General features: G+C 64.6%; 20 protein-coding genes. 12 read left to right on the top strand and 8 right to left on the bottom strand.

The genetic code is table 11. The features are described from left to right. Positions 1-189: 189 nt before the first annotated feature. On the top strand, positions 190-513 hold the full coding sequence (fliE, locus tag A2G96_RS30005) for a flagellar hook-basal body complex protein FliE (protein ID WP_062803755.1): 324 nt from the start codon (positions 190-192) through the stop codon (positions 511-513). A gap of 96 nt (positions 514-609) precedes the next feature. Here the strand turns inward: fliE and A2G96_RS30000 are convergent, their stop codons facing one another. Next, positions 610-1,257, bottom strand: a complete 648-nt coding sequence (locus A2G96_RS30000) for an LbetaH domain-containing protein (RefSeq protein ID WP_062803754.1) — start codon at positions 1,255-1,257, stop codon at positions 610-612. Positions 1,258-1,460: 203 nt separating this feature from the next. Between A2G96_RS30000 and A2G96_RS29995 the strand changes: the two genes are divergently transcribed. The 11 genes from A2G96_RS29995 to A2G96_RS29950 are packed head-to-tail and all read left to right on the top strand — an operon-like array spanning position 1,461 to position 11,993. Continuing rightward, entirely contained in the window at positions 1,461-3,722 is a 2,262-nt protein-coding gene (locus A2G96_RS29995) for an O-linked N-acetylglucosamine transferase, SPINDLY family protein (RefSeq protein ID WP_231909701.1), read from the top strand. Then, positions 3,719-4,489 (top strand): glucose-1-phosphate cytidylyltransferase, encoded by a 771-nt coding sequence (gene rfbF, locus A2G96_RS29990; protein WP_062803752.1) that lies wholly within the window; start codon positions 3,719-3,721, stop codon positions 4,487-4,489. Before A2G96_RS29995 ends, rfbF begins: the two co-directional genes overlap by 4 nt. 2 nt (positions 4,490-4,491) lie before the next feature. After that, entirely contained in the window at positions 4,492-5,562 is a 1,071-nt protein-coding gene (gene rfbG, locus A2G96_RS29985; protein WP_174549343.1) for a CDP-glucose 4,6-dehydratase, read from the top strand. After that, a complete protein-coding gene (locus tag A2G96_RS29980; protein WP_062803750.1) occupies positions 5,559-6,110 on the top strand; it encodes a dTDP-4-dehydrorhamnose 3,5-epimerase family protein in 552 nt (183 codons plus the stop codon). The genes rfbG and A2G96_RS29980 overlap by 4 nt, the downstream gene beginning before the upstream one ends. Beyond that, on the top strand, positions 6,107-7,345 hold the full coding sequence (locus A2G96_RS29975) for a class I SAM-dependent methyltransferase (protein WP_062803749.1): 1,239 nt from the start codon (positions 6,107-6,109) through the stop codon (positions 7,343-7,345). Before A2G96_RS29980 ends, A2G96_RS29975 begins: the two co-directional genes overlap by 4 nt. Then, complete coding sequence (locus A2G96_RS29970; RefSeq protein ID WP_082819152.1) at positions 7,332-8,102, top strand: WbqC family protein; 771 nt, start codon at positions 7,332-7,334, stop codon at positions 8,100-8,102. The genes A2G96_RS29975 and A2G96_RS29970 overlap by 14 nt, the downstream gene beginning before the upstream one ends. A 3-nt stretch (positions 8,103-8,105) precedes the next feature. Continuing rightward, positions 8,106-8,825, top strand: a complete 720-nt coding sequence (locus A2G96_RS29965) for a class I SAM-dependent methyltransferase (protein WP_062803748.1) — start codon at positions 8,106-8,108, stop codon at positions 8,823-8,825. Next, a complete protein-coding gene (locus A2G96_RS33605; protein ID WP_150124289.1) occupies positions 8,822-9,121 on the top strand; it encodes a hypothetical protein in 300 nt (99 codons plus the stop codon). The genes A2G96_RS29965 and A2G96_RS33605 overlap by 4 nt, the downstream gene beginning before the upstream one ends. Positions 9,122-9,132: 11 nt before the next feature. Continuing rightward, positions 9,133-10,140 (top strand): ATP-grasp domain-containing protein, encoded by a 1,008-nt coding sequence (locus tag A2G96_RS29960; protein ID WP_062803747.1) that lies wholly within the window; start codon positions 9,133-9,135, stop codon positions 10,138-10,140. After that, entirely contained in the window at positions 10,112-10,831 is a 720-nt protein-coding gene (locus A2G96_RS29955; RefSeq protein WP_231909700.1) for a metallophosphoesterase family protein, read from the top strand. The genes A2G96_RS29960 and A2G96_RS29955 overlap by 29 nt, the downstream gene beginning before the upstream one ends. Before the next feature lie 19 nt (positions 10,832-10,850). After that, entirely contained in the window at positions 10,851-11,993 is a 1,143-nt protein-coding gene (locus A2G96_RS29950) for a DegT/DnrJ/EryC1/StrS family aminotransferase (protein ID WP_062803746.1), read from the top strand. A 35-nt stretch (positions 11,994-12,028) separates the two neighbouring features. On the opposite strand, the gene A2G96_RS29945 is transcribed toward A2G96_RS29950, so the two are convergent. The 7 genes from A2G96_RS29945 to A2G96_RS29915 all read right to left on the bottom strand — a co-directional run bounded on the left by A2G96_RS29945 (position 12,029) and on the right by A2G96_RS29915 (position 17,873). After that, positions 12,029-12,328 carry an EscU/YscU/HrcU family type III secretion system export apparatus switch protein gene (locus A2G96_RS29945; protein WP_062803745.1) on the bottom strand — a complete coding sequence of 100 codons (300 nt, stop codon included), beginning with the start codon at positions 12,326-12,328 and terminating at the stop codon, positions 12,029-12,031. Beyond that, the gene (gene fliK, locus A2G96_RS29940; RefSeq protein WP_062803744.1) at positions 12,325-13,641 is read right to left on the bottom strand and encodes a flagellar hook-length control protein FliK; all 1,317 of its coding nucleotides are present in this window, start codon (positions 13,639-13,641) and stop codon (positions 12,325-12,327) included. The genes A2G96_RS29945 and fliK overlap by 4 nt, the downstream gene beginning before the upstream one ends. A 169-nt stretch (positions 13,642-13,810) precedes the next feature. Next, positions 13,811-14,158 carry a flagellar protein FliT gene (locus tag A2G96_RS29935; protein WP_062803743.1) on the bottom strand — a complete coding sequence of 116 codons (348 nt, stop codon included), beginning with the start codon at positions 14,156-14,158 and terminating at the stop codon, positions 13,811-13,813. A gap of 1 nt (position 14,159) precedes the next feature. Then, the gene (fliS, locus tag A2G96_RS29930; protein ID WP_062803742.1) at positions 14,160-14,588 is read right to left on the bottom strand and encodes a flagellar export chaperone FliS; all 429 of its coding nucleotides are present in this window, start codon (positions 14,586-14,588) and stop codon (positions 14,160-14,162) included. A gap of 31 nt (positions 14,589-14,619) precedes the next feature. After that, a complete protein-coding gene (gene fliD, locus A2G96_RS29925; protein ID WP_062803741.1) occupies positions 14,620-16,098 on the bottom strand; it encodes a flagellar filament capping protein FliD in 1,479 nt (492 codons plus the stop codon). Between the two features lie 46 nt (positions 16,099-16,144). After that, a complete protein-coding gene (locus tag A2G96_RS32895; protein ID WP_082819151.1) occupies positions 16,145-16,525 on the bottom strand; it encodes a flagellar protein FlaG in 381 nt (126 codons plus the stop codon). Positions 16,526-16,634: 109 nt separating this feature from the next. Continuing rightward, positions 16,635-17,873 (bottom strand): flagellin FliC, encoded by a 1,239-nt coding sequence (locus A2G96_RS29915; RefSeq protein ID WP_062803740.1) that lies wholly within the window; start codon positions 17,871-17,873, stop codon positions 16,635-16,637. Positions 17,874-18,023 lie beyond the last annotated feature (150 nt).

Here is an 18,023-nt window from a genome sequence, read left to right as displayed (position 1 = left end):
CGGCGAATAGACCGGATTTTCCGGCCGATTTCGGTCCATGGGGCAAGCACGGCGGCGGGTACCCTGCGAGGGCTGAAACTGGCTGCGGATCCGCTCGGCGCGGGCCCGTGGCAGGCCGGGAACCGGCCAACCGGCGCCCACGGCGCGCCCCAAGACCAACCGGGCCGGACCTCCGGCCGATCACGACCCATGACCACTATCTCTTCCATCGAGGGCATGCTGCAGCAACTGCGCGGGATGTCCCAGGTTGCTTCCGGCAACTCCGCCGGGCAGGCCGCGGCAGCGGTCGGCGGCGGCTTCGCGGGCGAGCTGCAGCGCTCGCTCGGCCGCATCAACGCCGCGCAGGAGCGCGCCTACGGCCAGGCCGAGGCGTTCGAGCTGGGCAAGCCCGGCGTGGCGCTCAATGACGTGATGATCGACCTGCAGAAGGCCAATGTGTCGTTCCAGACCGGGGTGCAGGTGCGGAATCGGCTGGTGGCGGCTTACCAGGAGATGATGAATATGGCGGTGTGAGGCGCCGGGATGGCCGATGCCGCCGCGTTGATGGCATCGGCGCCAGTGGCGTGAGTGTGCGCGCCTGAAGTAGCCTTATGTTCGATTGGGCTGGTGTCAGACGCGGAAAATTTCTTCGATCAGGTTGCGGCCGGCCGGCCTCACGGCCAGTTCTCCGCCGTCGCCCTGATAGATGGTGCAATTCCCGGGCGTATCCCGGTTGACCACCTGCGTCCCAATCGAGATCACGGAATGATCTCCCACCCTGCAGCGTCCGATCACGCTGCTGCCAGGGTACATCACCACACCCTCGCCCAACACCGGTGCCACCTCATAGTTGCGTCCGACGGTGCAGTGCTGGTGCAGCACCAGGTAGTTGCCATAGGTGGCCTTGGCCAGCACGATACCGCTGGAGTGTCCCAGCACAAAGATGTCCGGCATCTGTATCTCATAGAACAGGTCTATGCCATTGAGGGTCTTGTTCAGCAAGAACAATCGCGTGGCAGTACCGGAATCATCGTCATTGCGCCAGATCGTATTGGCGAGGTAGTACAGGAACAGGCAGTACTGCGCAGACTGCAGGTAGTTGAACTTCCCGGCCGGCCACGGCCGGATCGCGCCAAAGCACTTCTCGACCCTGCCCATCGCCTCGGCAAAGTTGCGCGTGATGGCCGCCTTGGTGTCGGCGCCATCCGGGAAAAACGTGGCGATTTGCGCGCACACGTAGTCAATCAGGCTCGCGCGCGTCTGGTTGATCAGTTCCACGGCTTCAAGGCTCCATCGAGTTTGCGGTCGCGGCAAGCGATCTCGCTGGCCCCGTCCCGGCAGAATGATGTGCGGCGGAACCATAGCGCTATTGGGTGAAAAGGCCCCCATTTCGGTCTGAGTTCCACCAATCGCGGCGGCCGGCCTGGAACTATTCTGCCGTCACCGTAACTGGCGGGAATCCGGCGATGACAAGAGCTCCGATGATCCGTCCACGTCTTCTCCGCTATTCCATGCAGAAAACCAGACACGCGCATCGGGCATCCCGCTTCCTCAACCAGGCGGCAGCGAGCTATGCCGCGCAGCGCTACGACGACTGTATCGTTCAGGCCTTGCGTGCGCGGGAAATCGATGACTCCAACCCTGAAGCCTGGCACTGGCTGGCACTGGGTAAGCTCGGCCGGGGGGACGCCGCCGCGGCCCGCGAGACCGCCGAGGCTGCGATGGCGAGGTTTCCGGACGATGCGCGTACGTGCATCCTTGCCGCCGAGGTTCTGCTCGACCTTGGAAGCTACGGGCAGGCAAAGGCGATCATCGAACCGGTGATCGAGCGGGATCCCAGTCAGTGGGCGGCGTGGTCCAACTATTCAGCAATCCTGTATAGCCTGCAGGACTACCATGCCGCGAAGCACGCCGCGCGCAAGGCGTTCGAACTGAGGCCCGCCGATGCGCGCGTGCTGTCGAACTATGCCAACGCGTTGAAAGAGACCGGCGATGTGCCGGGGGCAGTAGCCATGTTGCGCCAGGCGGTGGCCCAGGCGCCGCGCTCCGAACTGGTCCGCCTCAACCTGATGTTTACGATGCTGTTCGATGAGTCGACTACAGCATCGGGCCTCTTGTCAGAGGCCCGGCAGTGCGCCGAACTGATGACGCCCCCGGGCGTCGGCGCCGGGGCGGCGCCGCAGCCGGATGACAACGGACGTATTCGTGTGGGCTTGCTGTCCAATGACCTGCATGCGCATGCATGCGCCTACTTCATCGTGCCGTTTGTCGCAAATATCGACCACAGCCGCTTTGAGCTATTCGTGTTCAGTCTCAATGGGCATCACGACAACATCACCGCGAAGATTCGTCATCACGCGGACCACTTTGTCGATGTGGCGGGCCAGTCGACGCAACAAGTGATCGATACCGTCCGCGAGGCCAGGCTGGATGTCCTGTTCGACCTGGGTGGCTACACGCGCAACACACCGTTGCATTACATGGTGCACCGGCTGGCGGTGCGCCAGGTTTCCTGGATCGGCTATCCGGGATCGACCGGCATGCCGCAGATCGATTACCGTGTCACCGACCCCGTTTCAGATCCCGAGGGCCACGAAGCACACTACACCGAGCAATTGCTGCGTGCGCCGACGGTTGGCGTGGTCTACCATCCGCTGGTCGGGCGCCCGCTGGATGCCTATGCCGCTGCCTACCGGCCCCGCGCGACGCCGGCGCTTGCAAACGGCCATGTCACCTTTGGCTGCTGTATCAATCTCGGCAAGATCAGCGCTCGCACGCTCCGGCTGTGGAGCGCCGTGCTCGCGCGCTGCCCAGCCAGCAAGCTCCTGCTGGAGTGCGCTGGGCTGGATGTCGATGCCGTGCGTCTGCCTCTGCTAGCACGCATGGCGCAGGCCGGCATAGAAAGCGAGCGGGTGATCTGTGTGCCCAGGCGTGCCGGCAACCAGTACCTGCTCTACCACGACATCGATGTGGTGCTCGACACCTCGCCACTGACAGCCGGCGCCAATGCCTGCGATGCGCTGTGGATGGGCGTGCCGCTCGTTACCCTGAGGGGTAACGCATGCCACGAGCGTGTGGCTTCCGCCTTTGTGAGTGCAGTGGGACTGGGCGGCCTGGCCTGCGAGACCGAGGCGCAATATGTAGAAACCGCCGTAGCGCTGGCATCGAACGTCGGCGAACTGAATGCGCTGCGCATGTCGATACGGCCCATGGTCGAGGCCAGCCCGCTATTCGATGCCGCTGGCTTCTGCCGCTGGCTGGAGGCGGAGATGGCGCAATGGGTCGACACCTACCGCCAGCCCGGGCAACTGCCGCAAGCGGCTGGCGAAGGCTTGTTTTTCGGCGGGCGTTGGCATCGCATGGAGGAAATCACGCTGCTCGTGATCGACGCACTTGAGACGGGTTCGATCGAATCGCTGGAAAACGTGCTGGAAAACATCTCGGCGAAGTGGAGCAAGCATTGGCTGGTGGCCTATGCGCTGTCCGAGCTTCTGTACCGCCAGGGCGATCGCGAGGGCGCGCTGGAGCTGTTGCTCGAAAGCGCCACCCTGCGCAAGTATTCATTACCGCTGTACCGCCTGCTGCTGGCGCGGTTGGACGAATGCGGGCAAGACAAGACCGCGCTGGCCGACTTCCTGCACGAGGCTTTCGGATTGGAGCTTGACTACCTGGAAGCGCAGCCCGTGCCGTCGATGCGTGAAGTCGCCGGAATTCCGACGCAATCCGAGAAGGTAGCGGCATGAAAGCGGTGATCCTGGCGGGCGGGCTCGGCACGCGCATTTCCGAAGAGTCGCACCTGCGGCCCAAGCCGATGATCGAGATTGGCGGCAAGCCGGTGCTCTGGCACATCATGAAGATCTACTCCCACTACGGGATCAACGATTTCGTGATCTGCCTCGGCTACAAGGGCTACGTGGTCAAGGAGTATTTCGCCAACTACTTCCTGCACATGTCCGATGTCACCTTTGACCTGAAGCACAACCGCATGGAAGTCCACCAGCGGCATGCCGAGCCATGGCGGGTCACGCTGGTCGATACCGGCGAGCACACCATGACGGGCGGCCGCATGAAACGAGTGCGTCAATACCTGGACAACGAGACATTCTGCTTCACTTATGGTGATGGCGTCTCGGATGTCGATATCCGCGCGCTGCTCAACTTCCATCTGTCGCACGGCAAGGCCGCCACCGTGACCGCGATTCAGCCGCCCGGGCGCTACGGCGCGCTGGATGTTGCCGGATCCCATGTACGCAGTTTTCAGGAGAAGCCCGCCGGTGACGGCGCGTGGATCAATGGTGGCTTCTTTGTGCTGGAACCCTCGGTGATCGACCTGGTATGCGACGACAGCACGGTTTGGGAGAGCGAACCGATGATGCGGCTGGCCGCCCAAGGTAGCTTGCAGGCGTACCGACACAGCGGCTTCTGGCAGGCCATGGATACCTTGCGCGACAAGAATCTGCTGGAGCATCTGTGGGCCGGTGGCAACCCCCCTTGGAAAGCTTGGCCGTGAGGATGTTCCATAACGCTTATCACGGGCGTCGCGTCCTGCTGACCGGGCATACCGGCTTCAAGGGTAGTTGGCTGGCGCAATGGCTGTCCCGGCTGGGCGCAAGCCTGACCGGCTTTGCGCTGGCGCCGGCCGCCGACTCCGATCACTGGGAACGGCTCGGGCTGAGCGCAGCTGACATGCGCGGCGACGTGCGCGACTTCCCGGCATTGGAGGCAGCGCTGGCGCAGAGCGAGCCGGAAATTGTCTTCCACCTGGCCGCCCAGCCGCTGGTACGCCGCGCGTATCGCGATCCGCTGGAGACCTGGTCGACCAATGTCATGGGTACCGCCAACGTGCTGGAAGCATGCCGGCTGCATTCGGGTGTGCGGGCGGTGGTGGTGGTGACCACCGACAAGGTCTATGCCAACCAGGAATGGTCCTGGGGCTATCGCGAATGCGATCGTCTCGGCGGCTACGATCCATACAGCGCCTCAAAGGCGGCCGCCGAAATGGTCGCGGCCAGCTACCGGCAGGGCTTCTTCACCACGGCGGGCCCGCTGGTGGCAACCGCCCGTGCCGGCAACGTGATCGGCGGCGGCGACTGGTCTGAGGACCGGCTGATCCCGGACCTGGTGCGCGCCACCCTGCGTGGCGAAATGCTGGAAATCCGCTCGCCGCATGCCACGCGGCCATGGCAACATGTGCTTGATTGCCTGGCCGGCTACCTGCTGCTTGGCGAACGCCTGCTGGCGGGCGACCGTAGTTGCGCGACCGCCTGGAACTTCGGCCCGGCCGCGCAGGACAACCGCACCGTGGAAGCCGTGCTCACGCAGATGCGCGTGCACTGGCCAGTACTGGCATGGCGCGTCTCGGACTTGCCGCGGCCACACGAAGCCGGCCTGCTGTACCTCGACAGCGCGCTCGCCAGGTCAAGGCTGGGCTGGCAGCCGGTCTGGAACCTTGAACAGGCGCTGGCGGCCACAGCCGAGTGGTATCGCGAACACGCCCGGGGCGACGCGCCGCCCACATGCCGGCAGCTCGACGCATACATTGAAGCCGCGGCCGCCGCAGGCGCAAGTTGGGTGGCCAGATGAAGGCGATCCCACTCGCCATCGCGGGCGCGGCGCTGGTACACACCGACGCGCGCACAGATCAGCGCGGCGCATTCACCCGGCTCTTCTGCGTCGAAGCCCTCGCGGAATTCTTCGGCGGGCGCCGCGTGGTGCAGGCCAATCATTCCCGAACGAACTCCGCCGGCGCGCTGCGCGGCCTGCATTTCCAGCATGCGCCGCATGCCGAGATGAAGCTGGTTCGCTGCCTGCGCGGGCGCGTCTGGGATGTGGTGGTGGACCTGCGCGCGGGGTCGCCCACCTTTCTGCACTGGCATGCAGAGGAACTGAGTGCGGACAATGCCCGCATGATGCTGATTCCCGAAGGTTGTGCCCACGGCTTCCAGGCGCTGGAGGCGGACAGCGAACTGCTCTATCTGCATACGGCGCCTTTCACGCCGCAAGCGGAGGGCGGCGTGCGCCATGACGATCCCGCGATTGGCATCCGCTGGCCGCTGCCGGTGACTGAACTGTCAGCCCGCGACCGCTCCCATCCGCTTCTCAGCGCCGGCTTTGCCGGACTCCAACCATGAATTGCCGTCATTGTCACGCCGCGCTCGACCATGTGTTTCTCGACTTGGGCTCGGCGCCGCCTTCCAACGCCTACCTTGACCGCGCCGACCTGCGGGCGCCGGCAGTGCATTTCCCCCTGCGCCTCCATGTCTGCACAAAGTGCTGGCTGGTCCAGACCGAAGACTACGCCCGCGCGGACGAACTATTCAGCCGCGACTATGCGTACTTCTCTTCGACATCGCAGAGCTGGCTTGCCCATGCTCGACGCTATGCCGGCGATATCTCGCGGCGTCTCGGCTTGGGGCCCGGCAGCTTTGTGATCGAGGTGGCTTCCAACGACGGCTACCTGCTGAAAAACTTTGTGGCCGCTGGCATCCCGTGCTTGGGTATCGAACCGACGGCCAGCACCGCCAGTGCCGCCGAAGCCATTGGCGTGCCGACCGTGCGTGAATTCTTCGGACAGGCCATGGGCGAGTCCCTGGCGGCGCAAGGCAGACAAGCCGACCTTATTATCGGCAACAACGTCTTTGCTCATGTCCCGGACATCAATGACTTCACGCGCGGACTGAAGGCCGCGCTCAAGCCGGGTGGCACGGTTACGCTGGAGTTTCCGCACCTGATGCGCCTGATCGAACAGACCCAGTTCGATACGGTTTACCACGAGCATTTCTCCTACCTGTCGCTCTACACGGTGCAGCGCATCTTCGCCAGCGCGGGTCTGCGGGTAGTCGATGTCGAAACCTTGCCGACACACGGCGGCAGCCTGCGCGTCTATGGCTGCCATGTCGATGACGCGCGCGCGCCAACCCCTGCCGTGCCGGCACTGATTCGGGCCGAAGCGGACTTCGGCCTGCGTCGGCTGGAGACCTACCTGGGGTTCCAGGCGCGCGCCGATGCCGTCAAGGATGGTCTGGTGGCGTTCCTGGCTGGACTGAAGCACGCCGGCCGCAAAGTCGCGGCGTACGGCGCCGCGGCGAAAGGCAATACGCTGCTCAACTACGCGGGCGTGCGCGCCGACCTGCTGCCTTTTGTCTGTGACGCCGCGCCCTCCAAGCAGGGGCGATACCTGCCAGGCAGCCGGATACCCGTGGTCGACCCAGCGCGGCTGCGCGAGTTTCGCCCGGATGTGGTGCTGATCCTGCCGTGGAATATCGCCGGTGAGATACAGGCACTGCACGGCTATGTGCACGAGTGGGGCGGCCGCTTTGCGGTGGCCGTGCCGCACATCCGGATGCTCGACCATGCGCAAGGGTAAGCCGGCCATGCATGCGCCCGCCGCTTGCGTCGTCATTTCACAGCCCATGTACTTCCCCTGGGTAGGCATGCTGGAGCAGATACGGTTGTGTGACACCTATGTCTTCTACGATGACGTGCAGTTCGCGCGCGGCTTTCTGAACAGGGTGCAGGTCAAGACCCGGGATGGCGTGCGCTGGCTCACGGTGCCGTTGCGCAACCGGCGGCGCGGCAGCCTTATCTGCGAGCTCGAGCTTGACGACAGCGAGAACTGGCGTGCCAGGCACCGGGATATCCTGCGGCAAGCCTACGCCGGCACCCCCTTCCTGCAGGACATGCTGGATCTGGTGGACGATGTCTTCGGCGCCCCGACGCCTACGCTCGCCAGCCTGGGAAAGCGATCGACCCTCGCGCTGGCGCGGTACTTCGGGCTGGACGCGCAGACCACATTCCTCGATGCGTCGGCGCTCGGCGTGCCGGGGCACAGCAGCGCGCGGCTGCTGGCATTGTGCCGGCAGCAGGGCGCTGCACGCTACGTGACGGGCCACGGTGCAAGGCGTTATCTTGACCATGGCATCTTCGACGCAGCAGGCATTGCGGTCGAATACATGCGCTACCAGCTGGACCCTTACCCGCAATGCCACGGGCCGTTTACACCTTATGTCAGCGCACTGGATCTCGTCGCCAACTGCGGGCCTGGCGGTCGCGCACGGATCTGCTCCGGAACGGAAGCCTGGCGCACTGCCTGTGCCGCCCCCGCCCTTGCCATTCAGGAATAACTGATGAACAAACTAGACGCCGTCTCGGGGGAATATTTTCCCAACGCAGCCACATCGCTGGAAAACGACCTCATTCTGAACTGGTATCCGGGCCGCATCGTCGAACGCTTTGGCAATTGCGGGAATTTGCTGGAGTTAGGCCTCGGGCACGGCTTTACCGCGGCGCTGTTCGGCGCGCACGCCGAGCGGCATGTGATTATCGAGGGCTCGCCGAAGGTGATCGCCCAGTTTCACGCCGGGCATCCGCACAGTCGCGCCGAGGTTGTGGAAGCGTACTTTGAAACGTTCGACACCGATGAGCGATTCGACGTCATCGTAATGGGCTTTGTCCTCGAGCATGTCGACGATCCGGGACTGATTCTGACCCGCTACCGGCGCTTGCTGAAACCCGGCGGCCGGATGTTCGTCGCGGTGCCGAATGCCAAGTCGATGAACCGCAGGCTCGGGCTCGAGCTTGGTCTGATCGATGATATCTACAGCCTGAACGCCAACGACATCGCGCTTGGCCACCAGCGCCAGTTCTGCCGCGACACGCTGCGCAGCCTGTTGCACGCGTGCGGCTATTCTGTCCTGCATGAGGAAGGGATCTACCTTAAGCCGCTGCCGCTGTCGGTCCTGAAAACGCTTCCCGACATGCAAGCAAACCTGCAAGCGATGTTGAAGGTCGGCATTGACTTCCCTGACCTTTGCGTCGGTTTGCTGATGGAGGTGAGGCCGGAATGAAGACTGCGATCATAGTGGGCGCGAATTCCATGCCGGGGCGCCGGATTGCCGCTCTGCTGCGCGCTGCCGGCGTTGCGGTCGTGACCGCTGGTCGTTCTAGTGCCTCCGAAATTGGTGTGGATCTTCGGCGCGGCTGGATCCATGGCGATCTCACGGCGCGCGGCTTCTGTCTCGACAGGGGTCACGATGCTCATGTGCGGCTTGGCCTGCCAGCCCCGATGTCCATGCGAGCAGGCATAGCGGGGATTCGCGCTGCCGGAACCGCCAGCTTGTTTGGCCCGCCTGACGTCAGCTGAAGGGAGCCGAAATGGATCCGGACACACGGACCACTGTGGTGGTGACGGGAGTCGGTGCAATCATCGGGCAAGGCATCGTCCGGAGCCTGCGCCAGGTCCAGCCGCCGGTGCGCATCGTCGGGGTGGACCGCAACCAGGATTGCATGGGCCGCTATCTTTGCGATGCGTTTCATGCCAAGCCGGACTGCGACGAGGACGGCCCAGGCTACCGCACGTTCTGGCGTGAACTCCTGGCGCGGGAGAACGCGAGGATCGTCATGCCGGGCCTGGACGTGGATGTGGCGTATCTTGCCAGGCATCGCGCGCAGCTTGCCGACACTGGCGTAGCGCTTTGTCTCAACACGGACGCGGTGATCGCGCTGGGGGAAGACAAGTGGCGGCTTGCCGAAGCGCTCCGGACGGCCGGTGGCGAACTGGCGGCAATGGCCATCCCGGGCATGGTCGAGGGTGACTGGGCGTCGTGTCTCGCGCAGCTGGGTTCGGCTCCACTGTTGATGAAGCCCAGGCGCGGCAGTGCGGGGCGCGGCATTGTCCGGCTGCACGATGAGACTGACTTTCATTACTGGCGACACAAGGCCGGCCGGGATTTCATGGTGCAGCGGCTCGTCGGCAGCGATGAGGAGGAATATACAGTCGGCATTTTCGGCCTTGGCGACGGAGACATGTTGGCGCCGCTCATTTTTCGCCGGCGCCTGGGCGCGTCGGGCAGCACCGGTTATGCCGAAGTCAGCCGCGATCCGGCCATTGCGCAGGCGTGCGCACGGCTGTGCGCGTACTTCAAGCCTTTGGGACCAACGAATTTCCAGTTTCGCAAGGAAGGTTCACGGGTTTTCCTGCTGGAGATCAACCCCCGGTTTTCCAGCAGTACCTCGCTACGGGCTGCATTCGGATTTAACGAAGCGGCCATGGCGATCGAGTTGTTCCTGACGGGCCGGCGCCCCGAACTGGCTGCCATCCGCGCAGGGCGGGCATGGCGCTATGCCGAGGACTATGTTCAGCATGATCTGCATTCTTTCTGACGTTCACGGCAACCTGCCGGCACTCCAGGCGGTACTTGCCGCGGCAAAGCGCCTTGGTTGCCGCCGCTTTATTTCGCTAGGCGACGTGGTGGGCTACTACTCGCAGCTAGGAGAGTGTATCGACCTGCTGCGCGAACACAACGTGCTGAATATCATGGGAAATCACGATCACTATCTGGTCGAGGGTCTGGCCTGCCCGCGTTCGCGCATGGTTTCGCAGATCATGGAATACCAGCGCTGCGTGGTGACCTCCGGACAGGTGGAGTGGCTTGCCGCGTCGAAGCCTTCATTGGCCGAAGGCGACAACCTTTTCGTGCATGGCGGGCCCGAAGATCCCCGCGACCAGTATCTGTACCAGGTCAGTGACGCAACCATTCCGCGCCACGTGCGCCGGCTTTTTTCCGGTCATACGCATGTGCAGGCGCTGGCCGATTTTCAAGGCAGGCAGTACTGCAACCCTGGCTCGGTTGGACAGCCTCGCGACGGCGATGCACGGGCGGCGTTTGCGGTGCTGGACGACGACCGGGTCACGCTGCATCGGGTCGGATACGACATCGACCGCACTGCCGCGGCCATGCGTGCGGCGGGCTTTCCGCCGCATTATTCCGAGTGCCTTTATATCGGTGCGCAAATCGGCGGACGGATCGACACGGTCACTATCGTGTCTGCCGACGCGAACATCCAGTCTTGACCCCACATTGACATACGCCATGCATCGTATCCCCGTCTCCGGCCCCTCGATCACCGAAAAGGAGATTGCCTACGTCACCGACGCGGTCACCAACGCCTGGTACGCCAACGCCAACGTCTATCACGAGCGGTTCGAGCGTGCCTTTGCCGACTACCACGGCGTGCGCCATGCTGTGTCGCTGCCGTCATGCACGTCGGCGCTGCACCTGTCGTTGCTGGCGCTGGGAATCGGTCCCGGCGATGAGGTGATCGTGCCGGACTGCACCTGGATCGCGAGCGCGGCGCCGGTCAGCTACGTGGGGGCGACGCCGGTGTTCGCTGATATCGATCCGGTGAGCTGGTGCCTGTCGGCCGAGTCGTTCGCGGCATGCATTACGCCGCGTACCAGGGCGGTGATCCCGGTCGACCTGTATGGCAATGTGCCCGACTACACGGCCATCAGTGAGGTGGCGCAGCGCCACGGCATCGCCATCGTCGAGGATGCCGCCGAAGCGGCGGGTACCCGATATCGCGGGCGCGCCGCCGGCACCTTCGGCGTGACCGGCGCCTTCAGCTTCCACGGCTCGAAGACGTTGACCACCGGCGAAGGCGGCATGCTGATTACCGATGACGAGACGGTCTACCGGCGCGTGCTGGTATTGCGCGATCACGGCCGCCGCCCAGGCGACACCATGTTCGAGAATCGCGAGGTTGGCTACAAGTACAAGATGAGCAGCATGCAGGCGGCGTTGGGCCTGGCGCAGATCGAGCGCGCCGAGGAACTGGTGACGCGCAAGCGCGAGATCTTCGGCTGGTACCGCGAGGCGCTGGCCGACTGCGGCGATCTGGTGCTGAACAGCGAAGCCGACGATGTGCGCAACACCTACTGGATGGTGACCGCGATCATGCCCGCGCGGCTTGGCGGCAAGGCTGAATCGATCCGTCGGCTGGGCGAGCAGGGTATCGACTGCCGGCCGTTCTTCAGCCCGCTCAGCAGCCTGGATGCCTATGCGGCGACGCCGCAGGCGCAGGCGGCGCGGGCGCGCAACGCGGTGGCGTATGCCGTGTCGGCACACGGCGTGAACCTGCCGTCGGGACTCAACCTGACGCGCGAGGACGTGGCGCGCGTCGCTGCCGCGGTACGGGACCTGCTCGGCGCCGGCGCCATGCAGGCAGCGGCCTGAAGCGGCGAGGGTGAGCGCCGGGCCGCGGACGGCGCTCAGCCAGCGGGCCGCAACGCTGGGTCTTCCGCCTGCTCGCGCTCGAGCTGGTACAGCCAGGCCAGCAGCTCCGCCACCGCGACATAGAGCTGCGGCGGAATGTGGCTGTCCATGTCCACCTGCATCAGCAGGTTCACCAGCGCCGGCGAGTCGTGCACATAGACGCCAGCTTCCTTCGCGCGCGCGATGATCGATTCGGCGACGACCCCATAGCCTTTGGCGACCACGCGCGGTGCGCTGTCATCGTGGCCGTACTTCAGCGCCACCGCGGCGCCGCGCGGGATGTCGGCGTCGCTCATGATGCTGCCTTTGGCGTGCCGGTGCCGGTAACGAACTGGACCAGCTCGATACCATTGGCCGCCAGCCGCTCCTGCAGCCTGCCGCGGGCATCGTCGAAGCGGCCGGCCACGCCGGACGCGTCCGCCATCAGACGCGCGCCCAGGCCCCCAGGCGACAAGGACAGGCGCGCTTCGATCGTGCCCAGTTCGGGCAGCTCCAGCAGCAGGCGCGTCGACCAGGTGCGGGCACTGGCATCGCCATGTGCGTCGCCATCGTCTACAGGATCGCGCGCAATTTCCCACGCCATCTGTGTGCCCGGCCACGCTTCGCCGATCCAGCGAAACTGCTGGGTGGCCAGCAATTCGAGTTGCTGGCGCACCAGCCCCTCGGCGCCCGGATGTACGGCGGGACCCGTCGACGCGGTGCCGGCCGGGGCGCTGGGCTGGATATCGTCGGCGTGCTGGGCGGCGCGCGCCGATGCCGCGGGCACGTCGGTCGCCCGCGCCATGGCCTCATAACGCTGCGCGCCCTGCTGTGGCGTTGTGGCGGGGCCGGAGCCGGTCTGCGCGCCTGGAGCCGGCGCCCGCGGTGCGGACTCGGCCTCAGCCGATGCGGCGGCGTGGGTTGCCGGCGTACGGGCGTATAACCCCTCGTCCTGCGTCGCGGCCGCGGCTGACGTGGCGGCGTGCATTGCCAGCGCCCGGTCTAGCATATCGGCCGGGCTGGCGATGGCGGCGCTGGCGGCCCTGGCCGCGGCGCTCGCCGCTTCAGACCGTGATACCGGCGCGGGAAGCAGCGCGGTCGCCGGTGCGGGCGCTGCCTGTGCCGCGCCAGCGCGCGCGCCCAGTGCCGCCTGCGGTTCCTGCCTGAGCGCGGCCAGCGCGCGCGCGCCATTGACCCACGCTGCCAGGTGCGATTCGTAGAACAGACCACTGTGGTCCACCAGTGCCGCGAGCGCCGTCGGCAGCGTCGCAACCGTCGCCGCGGTGGGCGGTGCCGGCATCAGCGTCGCGGCGGCGCGCGGCAGCTCGCGTGCAGCGCCGCCCAGCAGGTCGAGAATGGTCCGGGCCGCGAAGCTCAGCGTTTCACGTGTCGAGGTGGTGCCGAACGGCAGTCCGATGTTGGCGCCGTTGCCGACTGCATGTGCCTGCTTGCCCTGAATCGCCGCGTTGCCGGCCTGCCCGGCGTTGCGCGTATTGGTCTCGATGACGTCCGGCGTGGGCAGCAGCGCGGCCAGCTTGTTGACCGACAGCGTTGGCCGCAGTGTCTGCAGGGCTTGTGTATCGGGACGCGCAGCCAGGGAGGCGTCGGGGGGCAGGAGCAGGCCGGTCATGATGCAAGCCAGTAGGGCCGATAGGGCCGATAGGGCCGATAGGGCCGATAGGGCCGATAGGGCCGATAGGGCCATTAGGGCAAGGCGCCGCGTTTCGCGTTGGCGGGGCAGGAGTTCGGCGACCTCCGAAGCGGGCGGGAGCGCAGGGAAGCGCTTGCCGCCGTATGGCTCAGAAGGCTACGTTGTACGCAAGGCCGAGCTCCTGCTTGCGGCGCGAGCTGCCTAGCAGGGCTTCGAGCCGCGACAGCTGCGGCGTCAGAATCTGGCGGATGGCCGCATCGTGCGCAAGGATACGTTCCAGCAGGCGATAGCGGCGGATGCGCTCCTGCGCCGAGGGCTCGGGATGGGGCCCGAGAGCGCGGAGCTGATCGACCTCCGCCACATAGACCTGTTGCAGCTCGCTCATCGCATCCCAGTTGCCGGCGCGTGCGGCGTCCAGCATCTGCTCGGAGATAAGCAACAACTCCTCATAGCCTCGGATAACCGCGGCCGAAACACTCATTTGAAGCGGATGCATTTCAGTTCTCCACGACTGCCAACGGCGCAGGCGCCGGGGCCTGCAGCGGTTCGCCGATCTGGGCCCAGGCCGAGGCGAGATTGCCGAGCAGGCCATCCACCTCTGTCAGCAGTCCCGTGTCATTGTGCAGATTGGCCTGCATCAGGCGGCGGACCATATAGTCATAGAGTGCTTCCAGATCGGCAGCAATCTCGCCGCCGGCGTCATGGTCGAGCACTGCGTTGAGGCCATTGACGATGATGTCGATTGCCTTGGAAATCGCGTTGCCTTTAGCCGGGATATCGCCAGCCTCCATGTGGAAGCGGGCCTTGGCGATGGCGGCGCGCGCCCCGTCGAACAGCATGACGATCAGCCGGTGCGGGCTGGCGCTCATGGCTCCGGTCTCGACGCCGACCTGGGCATAGGCATTGATGGCATTGCGCGCGAACATGGCGATAGGCTCCCGGTAAAGGCGTGCAGTCTTACTTGCTGCCCGACGAATTGTTCAGGGCATTGAACTGCTGCGTCAGGTAACTGCTGGTGTTTTTCATCTTGGCCATCACCATGTCCAGCTGGGTGAACTGCGCACGGTAGTTCTCAATGGTGGCGTTGATACGCAGTTCGGTCGCGCTGTACTGATCGCTCAGGTCCTTCAGGCTTCGGTTGATGCCATCGGTGGCAGCCGTCAACGCACCCTTGCTGCTGGTCAGTGCGGTGATGGTGGTACTCAACTGGTTGCCATAGCCGCTCTTGCCATCGTCATTGCCAAACAATGCTGCAACGCCGCTCGGATTGTCGGCCATTGCCTTGGTCAGCTTGGCGGTATCCAGGGCCATTGTGCCATCGACCTGGAACGTCACGCCCACCTGAGCCAGTGCCGTGATGGCGTTCGATCCGCTGCCTGGCTGCGGCGTGTTAAGTACGCCGCGGATCTGGTTCTGGATGACGCGAAGCACGCCGTCGCCGGTGAGCGGCGAACCGGTTTTTGTGGTGGGGTCGTAGGCCGACAGGTTGGCAGCAGCCTTCTGCAGGTTGTTGTAGGCGGTGACGAAGGCCTGGACACCGTTTTGCACCGCGGCATTGTCGCGCTGGACCGTGACGTTGCTGGTGCCGGTCTGCGCCAGCGACAGCGTCACACCCTGGACTGCGCCGCTGACTTGGTTGCTGGCACTTTGGATGGCGATGTTGTTGACGGTCAGCGTCGCATTCTGGGCGGCGACGGTCTGCTGCAGGTTCTGCGCGCCCGCCGGATCGTGGGCGACGAGGTCGGACAGCGCGCTGGTGCCGTCCCCCGACGTGACCGAAATGCGCATGCTGTTGGTCGCGCCGGTATTGTTCGAGTTCAGGACCAGGCGATAAGGGGTGCCGGAACCATCGTTGATGATGCTGGCGGTGACGCCGGCATTGGCCTTGTTGATGGCATCGCGGATGCCTTGCAGGGTGTTGTTGCTGCTGTCGATCGTGATGTCGAAGCCGGTCGAGCCAGAGTTGGCGGTGAAGGCTGCCCCGCTGTACTTGCCGTAGGTCGGGCTGGCGGGATTGCTGTCGAGCGTGCCGCCGGTGATCGCACCGAAATCGATATGGATCGTGCCCGTGCCGATGGCCGTATCCTGCTTGGCCTGTCCGGTACCTACCAGCGATTGCGCCTGGGCCAGGGCGCTGACGTTGATCGCATAGGTGCCAGCAGCCGCGGTGTTGCTGCCCGTGGCGGTCAGGACACCGGTATTGCTCGAAGTGGCCGTCGCGGCGTTGAAGAAGCTCGGCTTGGACAACTGGTTGGCCGCGCCTTGGAACGCTGCGAGCATGCTCTGCAGCTGGCCATAAGCCGACAGCTTGGTGTTGTAGCTGGATTGCTTTTGTTTGAGAACTGTCAGCGGTACCTGCTCAGCGGTTGTGAGCTGGTCGAGCAGTGCGCCGAGATCCAGGCCGGAACCAACGCCGAGGTTTGAGATTGTTGGCATTCTTATACTCCAATGTGCTACTTCAAATCCGGGTGGGCGGCGGCGCTCAAGCGGTCTGGTTCACGAACAGGCCCTGCAACTGTGCCATGGCATCGGAGATCCGGACCAGTTCTTCGGTGGGAATCTGCCGGATCACTTCACCGGTGGCCTTGTCCATCACCTTGGTGATGACACGGTGGCTGGTGCTGTCAATTTCGAACTGAACGCTGACCGAGGCGGTGCGGAGTGCGTCGGTCAGGCGGGCAAGGGCGGCGTCAAGCGGCGGTGCCTGAAGCGGCGATTTCTGGCCGCCCCCCGTGCTGTTTCCCTGCCTGGCCACCGTGTCGCCCGCGGCGGGTATGCCAGTCAGCGGCCGTTCCGGCTGCCCGTTGGGCTGGACCGCCAGCACGGATATCGGCATGGTCGAAGTAGTTGCGGCAGTAGCCATGGGCGGCTCAATTCGTTCCTGAAATGTTTTCCCAGGACCTCGGTCCTGGGGAAACACTCCATGCCGGAGCCGGGCACGAGGCCCGGCTCCGTTGCTACACGTCAGTCAATTAACGCAGCAGCGACAGCACGCCTTGCGTGGTCTGGTTGGCCTGGGCCAGTACCGAGGTGCCAGCTTGTTGCAGGATGTTGGCGCGGGTCATGTTCGACACTTCCGTTGCGTAGTCAGCATCCTGGATGCGCGAGCGCGACGACGACAGGTTGGTGATGGTCGTGCCCAGGTTGGCGATGGTCGAATCCAGGCGGTTCTGGATCGAACCCAGCGAGCTCTTCAGGTTGTCCACCTTTTGCAGCGCGGCGTCCAGAGTCGACAGCGGATTGGCCGAAGCGCCTGCCGTCAGGTTGGCGGCGGTCAGCTTGCTGGTGTCGAAGCTGAAGGCGGCAGTGCCCGAAGTCGTGGTGGTGTCGGCGGAAGCCGGGTCCAGGGCCACATACGTGCGCATCGTCGTGCCGCTGACGGCGCCGGACATACCCTGGTTCTTCAGCGCCTGTGCTTCTGCGGCGCTTGCCGGGGTGATGGAGACTTCGGCGAACCAGTTGCCGTTCTTGTCGACCACGGCGTTGGCGCCGATGGTGACGCTGCCCGAGCCGATACCCAGGGTGGTAGCCAGGGTGCCGCCGGTCTTTTCCGTGACCGTGCTGGCGGAGACGTTGGTGGTTGCGCCGTAGGCCTTCTGGAAGTCGGCGGCGGCGGCGTCAGCCACGCCGATCATCGTTGCCGTGCCGTCGAACGAAGCCGTTGCGGTGGCTTGCGGGCCGTTCACGTTGAAGCTCTGCAGGCCCAGCGTCTTGGTGCTGATTTCCTGCAGGTTGACCGCGATGGTCTGGCCATCGTTGGCGCCGACCTGGATGTTCACGGCCTTGGCGCTCGACGACAGCACCTTCACGCCGTTGAAGTCGGTCTGTTGCGACAGGCGGTCGATTTCCGACATGCGCTGGCTGATTTCATCCTGGATCGACTTCAGGTCGGAAGCCGAGTTCGAGCCGGTGGCGGCTTGCACCGACAGCGTACGGATACGTTGCAGGTTGTTGGTCACTTCGGCCAGCGCACCTTCGGTCGTCTGAGCCAGCGAGATGCCGTCGTTGGCATTGCGCTGGGCTTGCGTCAGGCCGTTGATGTTCGAGGTGAAACGGTTCGCAATCGCCAGGCCGGCGGCGTCGTCCTTGGCGCTGTTGATGCGCAGGCCCGACGACAGGCGCTGGATCGCCGTGTTCAGCGACGATTGCGAAGCGTTCATGTTGTTCTGAGTCATCAGAGACAACGAATTGGTGTTAATGACTTGCGCCATGGTACGACTCCTATATGCAAAGTTTTGGGCATTCCGGCTAGTGCCGTAACGTTGGCGGCCTGCTTTGCAGGGCGTAGAGTGCCTCCGTTGCTTGGGTTATCGACCGGGCAAGGGAAAGGTTTAGAGTGATCTCCGCGATAGTTTGGCGGG

The sequence above is a fragment of the Cupriavidus nantongensis genome, from assembly GCF_001598055.1.
In the GTDB taxonomy this organism is placed as follows: Bacteria; Pseudomonadota; Gammaproteobacteria; order Burkholderiales; family Burkholderiaceae; genus Cupriavidus; species Cupriavidus nantongensis.
Note: the sequence above shows the minus strand (reverse complement) of the source record. Positions and strands in the feature narration are given on the sequence as shown.